Origin of the sequence: Lentzea sp. HUAS12 (assembly GCF_024125735.1) — a bacterium.
Classification (GTDB): domain Bacteria; phylum Actinomycetota; class Actinomycetes; order Mycobacteriales; family Pseudonocardiaceae; genus Lentzea; species Lentzea albida.
The window spans coordinates 4,594,312-4,612,608 of the sequence record NZ_CP099738.1 but is presented as its reverse complement, the minus strand read 5'-3'; the positions used below and the strand labels follow the sequence as shown (position 1 = coordinate 4,612,608).

Here is an 18,297-nt window from a genome sequence, read left to right as displayed (position 1 = left end):
ACTCGCCTTGGCTGGCACGCTGTGCCTTGCGCCGCGAAGCAGAGGCTCGAAGAAGCAGGCTTCGAAGTGCCTGCGGCGTTCGGCTGGCTTGTATCGCGAACGCTCCGAGCGAGTGCTGCCGATCCGCCAAGATGGCGGCATGACGCAGTACGCCTTCGACGAAACCCGCCACGCGCTGATGGCTGTCTGGGAAACCGGTGATGGACAGTTGGCTCGCACGGTCGCGGTGTTGCCGCCGGTGCTGGACCAGGAAGCGGCGTTGAGGCTCTCGGCCAGTCTCACGACCCTGTCTCGGTGGGCGTGGCGGACCTACACCCATCCGGCGAGCGCCGCCGAGAGCGTGGAGCCGAACACCGAAGGCTGGCGTCGGCAGGGAGAGAGGGACGCGTTCGCCGAGGTGCTCGACCACGTGAGCAAGCCCCACCTGCCCGATGAGCAGGGGTCCCTCGTTCAGTCGTACGTGCTGGTCGAGGAAGCTGCCCACCGCGTCGGGCGGGCCCTGCACTCGTTCGGTGACCAAGCGCTCCAGGATGCTGTCATTGCGGAGGTCCAGGAGGAGTTGGCGGCGGTCGAGCATGCGGAGCTGGGCGACTTCTCAGGCCGTGCGCGGCAAGCGGTTCGGTTGAGCCGTGCGGATGCTTCGCCATTGCAGGTGAACGCCGCACACGACTTTCTGCACGCGCATCCACTGTGGTCGGGCAGGCTTTTCGACGAGGTCGACCCGACCGCGGCTGCCGTGGCGGCAGCGCACTGGCTGCAGGTTGCCGCAGGGATTGCCAGCGATGCCTCGGGTGTCGCCCCCGCGAGCGTGGTGATCGAGGCGGACAACATCGAATCGCTCGCACTGGAGACCCCGACTCTGGTGCTGGAGCGCTTGGTCGCCGGGGAGAGTCCGCGACGTGTCGTTGTCGATCTGGTCGCCGGCGCTATGACCGTCGCGGAGGGCAAGCTGCCGGACCCGGATGGGTTGGTGCATGCGATCGAAGAGGCAAGGACGAAGGCTGAACTCTTCGGACCAGGTGATGAGGAGCTTCTCGCCGGGTTGATGCCACGGGTGACGCCGCTTGATCCCGCTCGTCCTGCCCAGGATCTTCTGGAGGACCTGCTGGACGGGATTCGCGGGTGCTGGCTGCTTTACCGGGAGTACGCCGACTATGACGATCTCGACGATGAGGAAAGTGGCAACCGGGTCGACGAGGAGTTCTTCGAAGCTCTTCGAGAACAGGCCGAAGACGGACGCGATCGACTTCTATAGCTCCGAGCCAGTGGCCCCTTGGGGGTGAACTATGGCGCCGATGCCGCGCTGACCTGCGGAAACAAGACTGTTGCAGGTCGGCGCGGTTCCTCTCAGGTCCGTTGAGGACCGTTCCGGCACGTTCAACGCACGAACTTGCTCCCAATCTGCTCCCACTCCGTGCTCCCAAGGCCTATGCGGAGCTACCTCGCAGCCTTGCTGGCCAACCTGATGACCCCTGCGTTAGTCGTTTTCCTGCTCGGTTGCGTGCAGGTGTTCGACGCGGTGGGAGATGGGAAGGGCGTGCTGTCGTGCACGCTGCTGGGGTTGGCCACGATGGAACGGCGCCGCCTGGCGGGAGCTGACGAGATTCGGCGTCTGGTGCGGAAGCCGGAAGCGCGGTAACGGGGCCTACCGCAGAAGCGACATCCTGTTGATTTGTTGTCATCACCGCTGACGATCACGTCGCGGATGACGCGGATCGCGCGATGGACAGCGAGGATCAGGCCGATCAGAGCGGTGATGACGCGGGTTACGAAGATCAGAGGCTGCCACCCAGGCCAGCCGGCCAAGGTGATCAGCGCGTCGAGAACTGTGGTCCACATCGTGTCTCCCCGGAGGTTGAGGTTGATGTGGATGACCTTGCGGCCGTGTCCGTTCAGTTCGGCTCGATCCGCGAACTGAACGAAATGAACGCTGGGAACCGAGGTGATGATGGTCGGAGAAGACTTCCGTTCGGCAGGAGCTGTGGTGCTGAAGTCGCTGTACGCGCTGGCAGGCGACCACCGTATGCACAGTTGATCGAACGGAGTGAGTTGCGCGGAGAATCGTTGTGTAAGGGACGATCACGAATCTCTTGATCGGAAAAGGATCACCACGACCGCGCACCGTACCGGCCTTCGTTCTTGCTTGTGTAGAACTTGCCCCCAAGAAGACGGTGTGGCCGCAGGAAACGTAGACCGCGCAGGAGTGGATCGTCGCCTACGACTCGGCCTGTGACCGGACCGCCGAAGCAGCCGAACCAGTCCGACAGGTACGAGTCGGCGTGCTTCCGCTGCCCGCTGCGGCGTTCCAGCCGCGTATGGAACTGGTCGCGCTGCTGGGTCGCGTCGTCGACGAGGGCAAGACCGCGGTACTGGCCCAGCCGACGCATCGGACCGCTCACGTCCTGTCCGGGCTCTGTGGGGTCGGCAAGTCGCAGGTGGTCGCCCTCTACGCACGTCAGCAATGGCACGACCCGGAGATCGACGTCATCGTGTGGGCTTCTGCCGCCGCTGTCAGCGGCATCGTCGAGGCGTACGCAGAGGCCGCCGTCCATCTCTTCGGCGGCGGTGGCGGGGATGCCGAGCAGGACGCGCGCCGGTTTCTGCGCTGGGCGGCCTCCACGCCGAAACGATGGCTCATCGTGCTGGATGACCTGCACGTGCCCGGTGACCTCGCCGGTTGGCGGCCGCCGATGACCTCGATTGGGCAGACGGTGATCACCACCCGGTACCGAGGTGATGCGTTCGACCGGGAGGACATCGAGTTGATCCCGGTGGACGTCTTCACCGCCGAGGAGAGCCTTGCGTACCTGCGCGAGCGGTTGAGCGGCCACAGCCACCTGGTGCCCGAAACCGACGCCGAACTCGCCGGCCTGGCCGTGGACCTGGGTTTCCTGCCGTTGGCGTTGGCGTTGGCGACCGCCTTCATCGTCAACGACGCCACCCCGGTGGATGTCTACCGGGGGCTGGTGGCCGACCAGCGCCGCCGCCTGCAAGATCTGGTACCCGCGAAGGACGAGTTGCCGGACGGCCACCAGGCCACGATCGACGCTACCTGGGCCAGTCATGCCGTGAAGAACGAAGGGTGCAGCCTCGTCGGGTTCGTCCAGTCACAGCAACGCCTTCAGGTCCTCCAAGAACTGCGTTCGCCCGGTGAAATGTGGATCGGGAGTCCATCGAGACGACTCGACAGTCGCGGGGTCTTGTGCGCATGCATGGTGGTGGATGTCGAAGTCGCCCGTTATCCGCCCGATTTGCACTGTGGTACCGGACACGTCACCGGTGATCTTGTTGTCGGTCACCGTGCTTCTAGCGCAGACGAGAGGTCATCCGTGCAGTACCAGGAGGCCAGGTCTCTCGCTGTCCATCCTCTGCCGGCGAACAGGCCTGGGCTCTCGTCGTGAGGCTCCAGGATGAAAAACCTGCTGCCGTCGTCATGGGCCCACATGATTAGAAACCGCAGCGTGGACTGTTCGATGCCCCGGACGCATACCGAGTCGGACTCCGGATAGGCGAGCTGCATGTACAACGTCGCCAGCGGCTTGGAATAGAACAGCGGAAAGGCACGAGATTGATCGTCAGGGTCGGGAACGCCCAACCAAACCCCGGTGCCGGCACCATCCTTCATCTCCATTAGCGACCAGAACGGCTGGCCTATAGCGGACTCCGACGGCAGTACCATCGGTGAGATCATCTCGCCCAACACGGCGTTGAAATGGGGTAGTTCATCTCCGTCGTAATGCAGGACCCCGTGGTCTTCGAGGTACTTCTTCGCGGCGGGCTGGAATCCGCCATTAGAGATGAATACCCCGATCGTACTCGGCAGGTCCCGGATCTTGCCTATGAAAGCGATCGTGTCGTCGCGTTCGACCGGCCGCTTGGTGTCCTTGCATTCGATGGCGACCCTGTGGTGCACTCCGGCGATGTCGAACTCGTAGAAGACATCGATGTTGTAAGTGTTTCCGCGGGTGTCGGTGACCATCGCCCGTCGTGACACCGAGATGTTTCTGCCCTGCGCGCCCAAAAGGGTTTGGTACACGAACTGGACGTACTCCTCGAAGATGTCGCCCTTGTTGGGCATCCGCCATGCCTCCGTTGAACAGGTGCGCGCCGAGCAGCCGTCTGCATCGGTGAGGTGCCGTCGACGATCAAGTGGATGTTCGATCGTAGCGTGTAAGGGCCGCATCGCTGCAGTACGAGGAATCACCGCGACTAGGTTGCGGGGAACGGTTGATGCGCCCAACCGGTCGTTCGGCGTGCAGATGAACTCAAATGGTCCCCGCAGTGTCGTTCGCCCGCTCCGCCGTCGCGGTCGATGGTCCGACCATCAGTGCCGCCGGGATCGTTTCCGGGGACGATGGCGATGAACGGGAAAGGAGAATCCGGCAGGATCCCAAGTTCGCCGGCCGCTCACGACCGGCTTCTGTAGGTCGACTTCAGCTCGTTCCACCGGTCGGACAACTCAGAACCGAGGAACTGGGCGCTACGCGCATTCGCAAGTGCTCGGCACAGCACCTCGTCCCCTTCAACGCAACCGAGGTCACGAATGACCATCACCATTCCGACGCCGACGGTCGGGCCGTTGGTCACGACGAAGTCAATCAGTTCTCTGCCACGCGGTAGCCGAAGTACGTCGTCGGCGTCATCTATACCGAACAAGATGCCGACACGTTCTGGGGTCGGACTTGGTGTGCTCGGCGAAGCAGCGCGACCCTCGATCACCCTCACTGCTGCCTCCAGGTTTCGCAACGTGTCCGCGACGTTCATGGCGATCCACGCTGGACTGTGCACCACCTTGTCCCAGAGACGATCGAAGCCGTGTTCGTTGCGCGGATCGGACGGAAAGATGTGGAACAGTCCAGACCCGATCGCCTCCATCAACACGATGCGCAGCGCGTTGGACTTCCCCATGCCGTCGTCTCCGAGTAACCAGACGTGATCAACTGTTCCGGTCTCCGGATCGTTGAGCCAAATCGGAACCCTGTCACCGGTTATGGTGCGGCCGACACTGATCGTTCCGGTCTCGGCGTCGTAGGAGCAGGTGCCCGGATGGAAAGACGGGCTGTCGAAAGCGATCGCCAGATCACGTGTTCGGGCGATCGTCTCGGACAGGGAGGTACCGGTCAGGCCAGCCAGCTCGTCGGCCAGGTCGAGCTCGACTCCGACCAGGTCTGCGAGCAGACGGACCATCGCCTCATGGGTCATGTGCGTCAAGATGTCGTTCAGCTCGGGGTACCAACCCTGATGCAGACATCGAAGGACGGCGCGCGTCGGGACGGTGTCCACCAGGTCGTCGTGCTGGGAGCGGATCAGGCCGTCGTCGCATCTGGTCCGCACGTCGTCGATCGATTCTCCGGTGATTTCACCGACCGTGTAGGACACCGTGTCGAGCAGTCGCCAGGCGCCGATGAGGTGGTCGACGTAGTCCTGAGGTTCCAGAACAGGCGCTCTCAGCGCGTTCTCGACGTCTGCTGCCGACACGAGCCCGTCGCCACTGAGCGAGGCAAGCAGAGCCGAATGCACAGCGATCCCACGCACCCGGTCGATGCTGAGGCCGCTTTCCGCTCCTGACAGCTCAACACCGGGCTCGTCCGTTTCGGCCGGAACCTGTCTGGGCGGTAGAGGATCGAAGTGGTGGCAGGGACGCGGCTCGTACCGAGGCCTCACCGGAGCGGAGAGCGAGTCCGACAGGCCCTGTCCCGGCGCGAGCCCATGTCTGAGGGTGCGCTGGAGTTCGGCGAGCGACTCGACCAGTTCCATGTTGTCGGCCAGCATCTCGACGTTGCTCGGCAGCTTCTTCCGGTACTGACGGCGGAGGGTCTTCACTTCGCGCGCGAGCCTCTTGTATTCGTCGAGGTGACCGTTTTGCGCAGCGTGCACGGCTTTCACTGAACTGATTCGGATGCTCATCCAATCGCGTTCGGTGGTGGTCCAGTCAGCTTCTGCGACCTGGTCGTCGATGTCGTCGAGAAGCATGCGGATCAACTTGTCGATGTCCCGATATGGATACCCGGTCGTCTTATCGATGCACAGCCCGGTCAGCCCGAAGGCGAGTTCGACGGACTCGTCCACCTGGAACGCCGGATCGAGCCCAGGCATGCCGGAAACGATCTCCTTGAACCTCTGGTAGTGCCGCCAGAAGGCGTCAGTCGCGCCTTCTGCCCCGTGTGCCTCGGCCAGAGCCAAGTGAGCGTATGCGTCGGCCACCGCCTCTCCCCGCCCTTGTTGACGGCTCAGGATCAGCAACCTTTCGGCGCTGTCCAGAAAGTCGTTCTGCTCGCCCGCGTTCCAATCGAGCTGCCGCGCGATGACCACCAGACTGGCGGCACGTTCCATGGCAGCCTCGTGCGTCGGTTCTGGCAGCGCCTTGACGTTCTCGAACCGTGCCCGGATTTCGGCCTTGTCGGTGGTGCGGTACGCCTCGAGCCGATTGAGAAGCGCCGTGCACGCGACCAATGCTGCGGAATGAGCCGGGATGAGCCGGTGCAGGTCGTGAGCTCGCCTGGCTGCTTCGAGCGTGGACCGCGCGGCCTCGGAGTCGTTGTGCTCGAGTTGTAGGTTCGCCAGGTTCGCCAGCGTCATCCCGCGCCGGCCGGCGATGATCGGGTCGTAGTCGTTGGGTGGTATGAGATCCAGTGCCTCCCTTAGCAGACGTTCGGCTTCGGTGAGACTTCCTTGGAGTCGTGCGATCGACGCCGTGTTGGAGAGCATCGCCGTGGTCGTCTGCCAGCTCTGCTCACCACGCTGTTTCAGGCGTTCCGCGAGGGTGGTCGCGTGCAACCGCAAGGCGCCGCCGATCACCATGTCGATGTTGTTGGTGCAGTCGAACATCAGTTCAGTGACGGCTTTCTCCATGGCCAGCAACGTCGTGCGGAACTCGTCCGGGTGTGTGCCGAGTTCCGCGCGGACGACGTCCTGGACGACTCGGTGCACACGCATCCAGTCGCGTTTCTCGCTGTCCTGCCACCGGTCGATCAGCGAGAGTTCCGTGAGAGCGGCGACCGAGACGTTGAGCGTGCTTCGATCGATGGTGAGGAGCTGCACGGGTATCTGGTCGGGATGGAGCACGCTCAAGCGCCTGAGCACGTTGATCGCGTCCGCTGGGATGTCTCCTCCCCGCGCACGAATTCGTTGCAGGGCAAGGTTCACCGCTGCAACGGCTGTACGCGGGTAGTCGTCGAGACGCTGGAGCGGGAAACTCAGCGCGTCCAGTCGCTTCACCTCGTCGTTTAGGCTGTCGAGGAAGTCTCCGATGGACTCGCGAGTGCTGCGCAGGTAACTGGTCGCTGTGACCAGGCTGAGTGGGAGGCCGTCCAACCTGCCGGACAACGCATCGGCATCCGAGTCGGCGAGAGCCCAGTCTACGAGCCTTCTCTGAACCAGAACCCGTCCCTGCTCCGTCGTGAGCGCGCCTACGCTGACGACGGGATGCTGCCCGTGCCATGCATTGGAGCGTGTGGTGATCAGCACTGCTCCGTACCCGGAGGTGGGAAGCAACGACGCGATCGTGTCGGCTGCGGGCGCGTTGTCGATGATCAGCAGCCACGACCGGGTACAGGTCGCCAACGCTTCGACTACAGCAGCAGCTGCCCCTTGCGGCGAACGGTGCGGAACGTCGCGTATCGCGATGCCCTTATCGTGCAGCCATGCCGCGAACTGCTCCAGTTCACCGGCTAGGACGCCCTCGGACGCCGCTGAGTCGTCGTCCGCATCCGCCGTCAGTTGGTAGATCCAGTCGAACTCGGCGGCGTTGTCGAGGGCGTACTGCTGGGCCAGCGTGGTCTTGCCGATTCCGGCAGGACCTGTCAGCACACAGGTCCGGACCCGCCCGTCGGTCGTGTGCGTTCCGTCCGCGGTCGTGAGATGTGTCGCCACTTCCTTGAGCAGCGCTTCACGACGAACAGCGTGCTGGCGGTCCAGCAGCCCGACCGGCACGCCCCACCTTGCCGCCAGGGCGGTTTCCACGTCGGTGCGCGACGCGCGGACAGCTGCCAGGAACTCCTCACGGCGCCACGTTCGACCGGCGACGTCGTCGGCCTCGGACTTGTCCATCGCCAGACCGAGCAGGTGTGCACGCAACAGTTCCGCCGGCTGATCACCGAGCGCTTGACCAGACATCGCCCGGACTCGTCTGAGCTCGACTCGGACCCGGTCACGCAACTCGGGCAACGCGCACGGCTGGACTCGAACCGAGGAGCGCCGCAACGCCTCCAGCAATGCGGTGCTCGGGTTTTTCCTCGACGTCAACCTCCGCAAGGTCTGCGCCAGGTCCGCATCGGTCATGGTGTGCATCTGGTCGAGCATCTCGACAAATTGCTGCGCCTTGGAGCTGAATGCTCCGTTTGCGACGAGTTCCAACCGAGTGGACTCGGTCGCGTCCCGTTCCAAGGACGTGAGCAGGCCGAGCAGTTCGTTGGGAGACCACGCCTTGGCGCCCCACCGGCTCTTGACCTGGACCGCGGTGCCGTCGGTGCCGACGCGGCCGATCAACTCGTAGTCGACCTTCTCAGCGCCAGGGCGTCCCTCGATCACGATGGAGTCGACGCCGAAGTCGTCCGAACCGCACCACAGCTCCAGCGCGGTCAGCACGATGACGTGGTATTGGAACCGATAGCCCGCCAGCCCGAACTCGCCGCTCATGACATCCCGCGTTCGGTCTGGTCGGAAGCGGTCCTTCGTTTCCAGGGCCGCCAACGGGTGCGTGGGAGGTTCCGACGACCGCTCCAAGGGATCTCAGCCGCGGCAACGATGCCGGAGCGCCTGGATCGGAGGAGCTCTGCCTCGCGATCTGCCTCGGTGTACGTATTGCGCCCGCGGGGGATCCGCACTCCCACGAAGACTCCGTAGATCACCCGCACGGCTCGTTGTGCTTCCGCGGTGGCTAGCCACTCTTCGTTGACTGTCAGTTCGGCGCGGGCCCAGATGCCGCCCTCGTCCCACAGCTCAACGCCGTCCGGTGTGTGCCTGACCGACCACGAAGGCAGCTGGGGCACGATCGTGGTGTCCGGCAGGAACCTGCCGAAACCGGCCGCGATGATGGTCTCCGCCTGAGCTTCGAACGTCCTGCTGCCGCCCGCCGACCGCATACCGACGCCGCCGAGTGGCTCGAAGAGCACGACGGGAAGGGCGCCACCTCCCATCGCGGGAGGCGGGATCTGCAGCAGCCTGGCTTCGGTGGCGGTGTCCCGCAGAATCTTCTCGATCTGATCGAATTCCTGAGAGTGCTGAGGTGCTCGAACCTCCGGAGAGCGGGACGCCACCACTTCGACGGCATCGATCGGGATCTCGTCAAGACGCAGGCTTTGCTGCCCTTCTTCACCGCGGACGGTGAAGAAGAAGTCGCCGGAAGGCTCGACCACGAACTCGGCCTCCCTAAGCACGTCGAGCAGACCGTGCAGCCGCGGGTAGGGCGCCTTGCGCACCCTCCTGGCGACAGAGCCGACTCGGAATAAGGTAATCGCGCGGCTTGCGAGACTGATCCCGGTACGCCGATACCGTTCGTCGTCCTCGTGCGACAACGACGAGGTCACGAGGTCGCGGTGAGCCGGCCCTGTCAGCTGATAGACCATGTCGCCGTCAGCACCGGCCACCCCGATGTAGGAGCCTGCGACCAGCTCACTTCCAGCAACGATCGTGTCCGAAGGTGACATTCCTATTGCCCGTCCGACCACAAACCCTGCTGACGTTCGGACGGGCGCGGAGAACTGCTCGACCGTGGCGTCAACGATCCTTCCCGACTGTGGCAGCCACAACAGGCAGTGCCCGTGCAGAACCCCGCCTTCCCAAAGCGGGTCGAGGCGCCCGTACGTGCTCCATTGGTCGCTCTCGTGCGGTCTGACCGACAACGTGACGGTGTACACGTGGGCTGCGATGCCGAGTTGTTCGTACGCGTGCAGCAGTATCATCGCGCCTACGACGGACGAGTTCGATTCGAATGCCTTGGTACGGCTGAGCCACAACAGCGGAGGCAGGATCTCGACCAGAAGGTCCGGCTCGGTCTCCGCGGTGTGCAGCAATGCCGCCACGGCCTCATCTCCGATCGGCAGTTGTATGGTCCTGTCGGGCCTCTTCCTAGGCAGGCTCCCCGCGAAGTTCGGCATGCAATGCAGGCTAGAGCGAAGCACCGACAATTTCGGGACGATATTTTGACGAACCGCCGCTCATACATCCCCTACCAGGCATATTACAGAGCAGATCGAATTTTTCGGGTAGGTGCGGATCACTGGCACGTGCAGCGCGTGACGGCCACCTTGATTCGCCGCCGATGTGAGCCGACGAGGAGGTCGACCTGTCCAGGAAGCGTGCACAGAGGTGCTATCCCTGCAGTCCAGGTCAGAGCCTGTGGGGTGCCAGAACTGTGCACTCTCCACATGATGTGGGCGTGGTGCTGTGACTGCTCCAATGCGGGTTGACTTGGTCGGTGCACGTCGTGAAGCTGCACTAACTGCGCTGAACGGTAGTCAACGGCACTGGTTTTCTTGCGCCCCTTGTGTCCCTGCAGGCCAGAGGTGTCGGGTTGTCATTCTGGCAGTGTGAGGGCCAAGGCTTGAGTCCTCGAGGGCTCCGAGAAGGAGTGGATCTTCGGCTATGTAACCAAGGGTGGTTGATGTACTTGATTAACCCTCAAGTGCGTCGAACTGCGGTCAAAGTACTGGTTTATGCAGGTCAGCGGCCTGTAAACCCGTATCTGGCTGTGTAGCGGTCATCTGGGTTAGGCGCGGTTGAGGCCTGTTGGTATGAACCGAGCGACACGGTCTTGATGTTGCGGTGGGAAGGTCGGGCCGTCGTAGGCTTCTCAGATGGTCAGCCAGGCGTATGCCGGTGCGGGGAGTGTGGCCGGTTCGTCAGGCGATGCCGGTGTCGAATTCCGTCGTGGGGTCGCGGCGTATGCGGTTGCGCATGCTCTGGCGGCCGCACCGTTGCCAGGCCTGGGTATCCCGGCGGCGGCTGGGCTGGTTCAGGCCGTCACTCTGGAAACGGAGGATGCTGTCGATGATCTGAGGATCGACTTCGCCTCTGGTTGGCGGGCTCAAGTACAGGCCAAACGCACTCTGGCCATGGGCGGCGTGCTCGCGAAGGCGGTTGGGCAGTGGAGACGCGCGGGGCTTGAGGCCCTGGATCCCGAGAAGGACCGGTTGGTCATCGTGGCCGGCACCGTGCGTGGCGGAGCCAAGGATTTGCAATACGCCTTGGAGCGACTTCGGTTCAGCACGTCTGGGCCGCCGACCGCGAAGCAGTCCAAGGCCCAGAAGTACATGGAGAAGCTGCTCATCCCCCTGAGCATCGACCAGCTAGAGATTGTCCTGCGGTGCGCGCTGATCTGGGAGCTTCCGGTGGAGGAGCCAGACCAGCCCGGAGCCCAGGCTGCAATCAGCCAGTTGCGGCACGTCGTCGCGACAGGAACCGCCGATGGTGCACTGCAAGCGTGGAGGTCGCTGCTTGGGCTGACCGGGCGCGCTGCGAGATTGAGAGCGGGACACGATCTCGCCGGCTGGCGCACCGCGCTGCTGGGTGAGGGGGTCGCGCTCCTCCGTGCCGAAGGTGCGCTGGACTTCGAGTGGCTGCGCGATCGGGCCGACGAAACGGTGCGGCAAGTCGGCGAGCGCTACACCAAGATGCTCACCGTCAAGGTGCCGCTGGGACAGGTGATAGAGGGTGTTGCGCGTTCGCCTGGCGCCCTGAAACCGATCAGGAAGGCGCTGCGGAAGTCGTTGAACCTGCTCGGCAGGTTGCGGGTTGATGAAGGCGCTCCAACAGCCTGGTGCTCTGCGCGGGAGAGATTGGCAAGCCTGGAAGGTGAGGTGAGCGCTTTCGATGGTGGGAAGGAGCTACCAGCTGGATGGGCTGTGGAATGCAGTGAGATCACGGAACTGCTGATCGCCGCAGCGTATTCCGCAGAGGATCGTCTGGCAGAGTTCCTCGACCGGACTGCCACCACCTTGTTAGACGCGGAGCGGTGGCTCGCTTCGGATACCGCGGCGGCGTGGGACAACAAGGCGCTGTTGATCAGTGGCGAGCCAGGGCAGGGCAAGAGCCACCTCCTGGCGGACACGACGCTCGCAGCGCTCGACCGTGGACAACCGGCCGTCTTGCTCCTCGGACAGCAGTTCGGGCGACGGGAGCCTTGGAGCCAGGTTCGGGAACTGCTGAACTGGTCCGGCACCACGGACCAGTTCCTGCAAGCGCTGGACGACCTGGCCTCGGCTCGAAACTGCCGCGCACTGCTGATGATCGACGCGCTCAACGAAGGCGAGATGAAGGACGCCTGGACCTCACACCTCGCGACGTTTCTCACGCGCGTCGCGAGATACCGTTCGATCGCGGTCGTGCTCACAGTTCGCTCAGCCGCGGAAGGTTCCTGTGTCTCTGCGGGTGCGCGCGAGCTGCTGTACAGAGTGGAGCACAGAGGGTTCATCGGTGTGGAGTTCAACGCTGTTCGTGCGTACTTCGCGCACCACCAGCTACCCCCACCCAGCGAGCCACTTGTCCTGACCGAGTTCAGGAATCCCCTGTTCCTCAGCATCTATTGCAGGGTCGCCAAAGCGCGACCGAACCTGCTCCGGGAGAGCTTGCCTGGGCTCAGCACGGTCCTCGAAACCTACCTCGATGTGCTGGACGGGCCTGTATGTGCTCTGACGGGCGCCGATCCGCATGACCAGGTCGTTCGTCAGGCATGCATGCGACTCGCGGGGAAGATGCACTCTGCTGGTACGCGTCACCTGCAGCGGGCCGAAGTGAAGCAGGTGCTCGACGACGTGCACCGTTCGCAGTCCTACCCACAAAGCCTGCTGGCAGGGCTGCTCAACGAACGAATCCTCGCTGAGGACTACGTCAACACCGCTACCGGCACGCAGCCGGTGATCCGGTTCACCTTCGAGCGCCTCGCCGATCATCTGGTGGCCGTCACTCTGCTCGCTCGGGTGCGCCGGGGTGACGGATCCTTCGACCTTGAAGTGCTGGAGGAGGCCGTTGAGGCCATCCCGGCTGGCAGTGGAACGATCGACGCGCTGGCAAGCTACTTACCGGAGCAGACCGGCGTCGAACTGGTCGAGGCGATGACACCGCGCGATGGTCGTGAGCGCGCTGTCCTGATTGATCGCATCTTGCAGTCGCTTCCTTTCCGGATCCCCGAGAAGATGACGCCGACTGCTGAACAGCTTCTTCGGACAGCGATGCTGGGGCCAGACCGGCGCCGTGCGCGGTCTGCAGCGGGAATCGCCATATCGGTCGCGTGCCGCAGTGGTCACCTTCTTGACGCTGACTGGTTGCACCGGACGCTTCAGGCCCTACCGATGTCCGATAGAGATGCCACGTGGTCGGTCGCGATTTCGGACATGGGCCGTAGCGGCCGAACCCCGTACGTCTGGCTTCAGCGATGGTTGCAAACCGAGCACCAGACGGCTGTCGAGGAGCTTTCGGCAGCCTCTGCCCGGATGGTGGCAATCACCGTGATGTGGTCGTTCACCAGTCCAGATCGGTTTCTGCGGGACCAGATGACACGGTGGCTGGTCCGGCTCACGTCGGCGCACGCCGGCCTGCTCCCAGAGCTTCTGCGGCTCGCGGTGGAGATCGACGACATCTACGTCCTTGAGCGAGTGTGCGCTGTCGTCTACGGCACGGCCTTGCGCGGAATCAGCGTCGAGCAGCTGCGCGCCGTGGCGGAGGTGCTCTCAGACGAGCTGTTCGCCGGTGAACCGCCCGTGCATGTACTGGTTCGCGACTATGCCCGCGGGGTCATGAGACTGGCGCGTCAGCAGGGCTTGCTTTCGGACGACGCATGGCGTCGCGCCGAGGGGCCGTGGTCGAGTTTGTGGCCTGGCAAGAACATCCCGACCCAGGCTGAACTCGAACGTGACTATCCCGCCTTCACCGAGAGCAACCCGACCGGAGGCGAGCGCCTCTGGAACTCGCTCCACAGCGGGCTCCTCGGCTACGGCGACTTCGGTATCAAGATCATCGGAACTGACCAGGGACACAGCTTCCCGTTCACGCCGGCTCCCGCGCCTTGGCTTGCAAAAGCGAGTCATGAGCTACAGAACGACGACGAGCCTGAGGTTCAGGCAAGCTTGTTGGAGCAATGGTTGCAGGACCCTGAGCTGGACGATGCCCTCCGGGCTCAACTCCAAAGCCTGCTCGACCATTCCGCCAGGGCCGCGTCGGCTGCGTCTGCGCGCAGGCCGCCGCCCTTCGACACCAAGTCGGTCAGCAGGTTCGTCTTCGCCGGCGTCGTCGAGCGTGGTTGGACTCCGGAGAAGTTCGGTGAGATCGATTCTCGGCTCGCGCGAGGCAGCGGTGACACCGGTCGGTCGTCACACAAGCGGGAGCGCATCGCCAAGAAGTACCAGTGGCAGGCTTGGCACGAAGCCTATGCGCGGCTCCTCGACACCCATGAACTCCGGGATTCGTACGGCCTTCCGGTAGCGCCAAGAATCGACATCGCGATCGACCGCGTTCGAGACATCGACCCGACCCATCTGCTCACTGGAAATCCCAGCGGTCCATCTGACGCTGAGGACGACGGTGAGGAACCTGCACTCTATCCAGAGCCTGCGTCGCCGGACCTGACGACGTGGGACCAACACACACTGTGGGTGGCTGACGCCTCGGCGTTGTACGACACCGAAGCGCTCAACTTCGTTGCGGGCAGTGACCTTCTCAGGACACCGGCAGGACGTGCTCTTCACCTCGATCCAGAGTCGCAGTGGGTGGTGCTGAGCAGTACGACCGCGTGGAACTGGGACCTGTACGGCAGAACGCCGACCATTTCGGATGATCTATGGGCCGACCACGCCATCGTCGAGCACGCCCTGCTCGTCAAAACCGCAGACACGCAAGCGGCACTCGGCAAAGCGCCTCAGCGCTACGACGGTTTCAAATTCAGGTCTGAGTTCTTCGACGGTCCCTTCCTCGGCGAGGTGCCTGATCAGCCTCACTACACTGCGCTGCTCGAACACCGCGACTTGGACGGCGTCAACGACGACGGCTTCGGCGTCGACATTGACGCGACCGATACGGTCGACAGGTACGTGTGGGAAGGCGGGACCTACGACTGCTCGCTCCGCGGCACGGTGTCGGTCTCGTTTCCCAGCAAGCCGCTGCTCGATCTACTCGCGCCAGGAGCCAAGGTCCGGGATGGCGCGACCCGTGCGCTTGACGGCACGTTGATCGCGTTCTCGCCGGGCGTGTTCCAAGCCAACGATGACGTAGATCTCTTCGTGCGGGAGGACCCTCTTCGCACAGCGCTCCTTGGATCTGGACTTGCTCTGATGCGCGTCGTCTTCCAGGAGCGCCGCGGAGGCACGGATATACGAGTCAGAGGTAAGTCCGCCGGCATGAGGACGAGGACCAGCGTCCACGTCCACGAGCCGCTTGAGACGGGATGGCGGCTCGTCGGTTCTGCACCGCACCATGACGAGTTCATGGAACCGGGTGTTCCTTGATAGGCGAGGCTTCGTCCCTGCAGACTGGCTTTCGTTCACCATGTCTCCATTGCGTTGTCAGACGAGGGAGTCATCGCGCGTTTGTCCTTCGCGCCGTCACAATCGCGTCGCTGGTGCGGTCTCGAGTAGACGGTCTGCGGTCCGGCCCTGCAAGTCGTCCTGCTCATCGCAGGGCGGATCAGTTCACCGGCGGATTTCGAGCACCGGCATCACGGCGATGTCGTGCATGCGCCAGTCCGCGTCGCGCAGCAGGCGACTGAGCCGGTCGAGCCGTTCGACGAGGTCCTCGGTGCCGGGCCGGGGCACGACCAGCATCTCGCCGACGAAGACGTGGCCTTCCTCGCGCAGCCGGATCCAGGCGTCGGTGACCCAGGGCTGGGTCAGGGCGAGTTCGGTGAGCTGGGTGGGCAGGGGGTGCGGCCGGTTGTCGGTGACGGTGCGGGGCCGGCGGTCCATGAGGTCGGCGACGGCGGTGCGGGTGGTGCGCACGTCGTCGCGGACGATGTCGGCGGAGATGATGATCGCGGCCACGGCGTCGGCCCACCACAGTCCGGCTCCGATCCCGATGATCCCGAGGACGGCCGCGCCGGCGGTGAGCCAGTCCGCGCGGTTCATCTCGGCGTCGGCGTACAGGACCTTGTCGTGCAGCTGTGCGGCCAGCTTCGTCTTGGCACGGCCGAGGAGGATCGCCGGGACCTGTGCCGCTCGAAAAGTCATCGCTGCACGTCACGCGGCATATCTGTACTCGTTGATGACTCCACCGAGGATTCGAGTGCGCAGCAGTCGGCGGGTATCGAGGTCATGCACCACGGCGGCGTGCTCTACGGCATCGGGGGGTAGCTGGTCTCGGGATTGGTGAGGCCGATGCTCGTTGTAGTGCACCTGGTAGGCCGCAAGGACTTGGCGCGCGTGGGCTTCTCCCATGATGAGGATGTGGTCGAGTACCTCGCGCCGGATACTGCCGATGATCCGTTCGCAGTGGGCGTTCATCCGGGGCGCTTGCGGCGCGCTCTTGATCACATGCAGTTCCTCGGCCTCGAAGACGGCGTCAAATGCCTCGCCGTATTTGCTGTCGCGGTCGCGTAGCAGGAAACGAAAGGACTCCGTCCGTGTTCCGAGGTCGGCGGCGAGATTCCTGGCCTGCTGCACAGTCCAGTCGCGCGTCGGATGGGCGGTCACACCGGTGATTTGCAGGCGCCTGGTGTCGTGTTCGAGGAATACCAGCGCGTACAGGCGTTTGCCGAGTGCTGTGTCGATGTGGAAGAAGTCTGTGGCGATGATGCCTTCGGCTTGGGCTGTGAGGAACTCGCGCCAGGTGGGGCCGGATCGACATGGCGCCGGGTCGACGCCTGCCGCATTCAGGATCTCCCAGACGGTGGAGGCGGCAATCGGATGGCCGAGTCGGGCCAGTTCGCCTTGGATCCGTCGATGTCCCCACCGCGGGTTCTCTCCAGCGAGTCGGAGCACGAGCGCCTTGATCGCTGCTCGGGTGGGTGGACGTCCAGTGCGTCGGCGCGCCGAGTAGTCCCACTTCCAAGCGATGAACCTGCGGTGCCAGCCGAGCAACGTGCCAGGAGTGACCGGGAAGGTCTCGCGCCAGCGGGAACGATGTATCAGGCGGGACAGGGCGGCGAACCAGAATCGGTCTGCGGGCTCGTAGCGGACCGGGCCGGCCAACTGCCGGCGAAGCACGGTGTTCTCATGCCGCAGCACGAGAAGCTCCGCATCCTTCACTGCCTCGCGGCGGAGCAGCACCGACGGGACGGACAGTAACTTACGGGTCACCTTGTACAGCAGGGACACGATCACCCGAGCATGCTCTCAGCCGGGACAACCTCGCTGCTCTCACAGCGACGAGGACTTTCCGAGCGGCACAGCCCCGATCTACGTCATCCTGGACAACCTGTCGGTCAGCATGGCCAACTCCGACCCCGACAACCCCGCGCTCGCGCGCGAACTGCAGGCCCACCTGCGCTGGCGCAACACCAACAACCGCCACCCCGACGTCCCGGCCGCACAACGCCGCGAACGCCATCAACGCTGGGAACGACCACGACCGCGAACGGCCTGACCAACCCGGCAAACCCATGAGGTCATCGCACTGGCTGGTGCTGGCGCCGACGACGCCAGCACCAGCCAGACTCGGCCACTACGAACGCGCACACATCTGTTCACGTGAGCGCCGCTGCAGTACTAAACCCAGTAGGCACACAGGTAAACGGTGTAGTTGGGGCCGGCGCCTGGCTTAAGAATGCCCAGGTAAAGGCAGTACGGGCGCTGCCCCTTGTACTGAGCCGTCTTGTAGATGCGGCTGGTCTTGCCGTTCGCCGTCCAGGACTGACCATCGGAGTAGTGTCTGAGACGGACGGTGCCGAAGCTGCCGTTGTAGGTCCCACTGCGCCCGACCACGGTGCACGACCAGCTGCTGCCACGATGCGCCCGATCCCCGGGAACGTAACACCACCCGTGGTGTTCCTTGGCGTCCTGAGCGTTGTCGTAGAGGCGCAGGTGCTTGTCACTCAGCGCCCCGTCGACGGATTTCGCGTTGTACACCGCTTCCAGGTAGTAGGCAGCGGCCGAAGCGGTGCCGGTCATGCCAAAAAGGGACGAAAGAATGAGAGAAAGAAGTATCAAAGGTTTCATTGCGCGCACTACAAAAACCTTCCCGATGGCAGAAAGTGGAACTTTTTGCCTTTGTGTTGGATGTCCCAGGGAATTTTATTTCTTCAACTTTTGCCTGTCCACGGGAAAAATCAGGAAAACTTCATAAACCAGTCAGCACTCTGCGTGACGAGCGCCCGGTTCCTCGACCTTCTCAGTGATCTGCGGCCTTTGCGCCTAGACGAGTAGGTCCTAAGTC

Annotated in this window: 11 protein-coding genes; 5 read left to right on the top strand and 6 right to left on the bottom strand. The window is 63.7% G+C overall.

Going from position 1 to position 18,297, the window contains the following annotated elements; translation table 11 throughout:
- Positions 1–139 precede the first annotated feature (139 nt).
- The 3 genes from ND450_RS20215 (at position 140) to ND450_RS20205 (ending at position 3,401) form a co-directional block, all read left to right on the top strand.
- The gene (locus ND450_RS20215; protein WP_253327625.1) at positions 140–1,255 is read left to right on the top strand and encodes a hypothetical protein; all 1,116 of its coding nucleotides are present in this window, start codon (positions 140–142) and stop codon (positions 1,253–1,255) included.
- Between the two features lie 195 nt (positions 1,256–1,450).
- Positions 1,451–1,639, top strand: a complete 189-nt coding sequence (locus tag ND450_RS20210; RefSeq protein WP_253327624.1) for a hypothetical protein — start codon at positions 1,451–1,453, stop codon at positions 1,637–1,639.
- A 640-nt stretch (positions 1,640–2,279) separates the two neighbouring features.
- Entirely contained in the window at positions 2,280–3,401 is a 1,122-nt protein-coding gene (locus ND450_RS20205; RefSeq protein WP_253327623.1) for a hypothetical protein, read from the top strand.
- Here ND450_RS20205 and ND450_RS20200 read toward each other — a convergent pair.
- From ND450_RS20200 to ND450_RS20190, 3 genes are all read right to left on the bottom strand, one after another.
- On the bottom strand, positions 3,296–4,078 hold the full coding sequence (locus ND450_RS20200; RefSeq protein WP_253327622.1) for a restriction endonuclease: 783 nt from the start codon (positions 4,076–4,078) through the stop codon (positions 3,296–3,298). The genes ND450_RS20205 and ND450_RS20200 overlap by 106 nt on opposite strands.
- Positions 4,079–4,407: 329 nt before the next feature.
- Positions 4,408–8,637 (bottom strand): tetratricopeptide repeat protein, encoded by a 4,230-nt coding sequence (locus tag ND450_RS20195; RefSeq protein WP_253327621.1) that lies wholly within the window; start codon positions 8,635–8,637, stop codon positions 4,408–4,410.
- On the bottom strand, positions 8,634–10,097 hold the full coding sequence (locus ND450_RS20190; protein ID WP_253327620.1) for a hypothetical protein: 1,464 nt from the start codon (positions 10,095–10,097) through the stop codon (positions 8,634–8,636). The genes ND450_RS20195 and ND450_RS20190 overlap by 4 nt, the downstream gene beginning before the upstream one ends.
- Before the next feature lie 699 nt (positions 10,098–10,796).
- On the opposite strand from ND450_RS20190, the gene ND450_RS20185 reads away from it, so the two are divergent.
- Positions 10,797–15,437, top strand: a complete 4,641-nt coding sequence (locus tag ND450_RS20185) for a hypothetical protein (protein ID WP_253327619.1) — start codon at positions 10,797–10,799, stop codon at positions 15,435–15,437.
- A gap of 183 nt (positions 15,438–15,620) precedes the next feature.
- Here ND450_RS20185 and ND450_RS20180 read toward each other — a convergent pair whose 3' ends face one another.
- Positions 15,621–16,154, bottom strand: a complete 534-nt coding sequence (locus tag ND450_RS20180) for a hypothetical protein (protein ID WP_253327618.1) — start codon at positions 16,152–16,154, stop codon at positions 15,621–15,623.
- 9 nt (positions 16,155–16,163) lie between these two features.
- A complete protein-coding gene (locus ND450_RS20175; protein WP_253327617.1) occupies positions 16,164–17,246 on the bottom strand; it encodes an integrase core domain-containing protein in 1,083 nt (360 codons plus the stop codon).
- A 106-nt stretch (positions 17,247–17,352) separates the two neighbouring features.
- Between ND450_RS20175 and ND450_RS20170 the strand changes: the two genes are divergently transcribed.
- Positions 17,353–17,508, top strand: a complete 156-nt coding sequence (locus tag ND450_RS20170; protein ID WP_253327616.1) for a hypothetical protein — start codon at positions 17,353–17,355, stop codon at positions 17,506–17,508.
- Positions 17,509–17,630: 122 nt separating this feature from the next.
- Here ND450_RS20170 and ND450_RS20165 read toward each other — a convergent pair whose 3' ends face one another.
- The gene (locus tag ND450_RS20165; protein ID WP_253327615.1) at positions 17,631–18,032 is read right to left on the bottom strand and encodes a hypothetical protein; all 402 of its coding nucleotides are present in this window, start codon (positions 18,030–18,032) and stop codon (positions 17,631–17,633) included.
- Between the last annotated feature and the right edge of the window lie 265 nt (positions 18,033–18,297).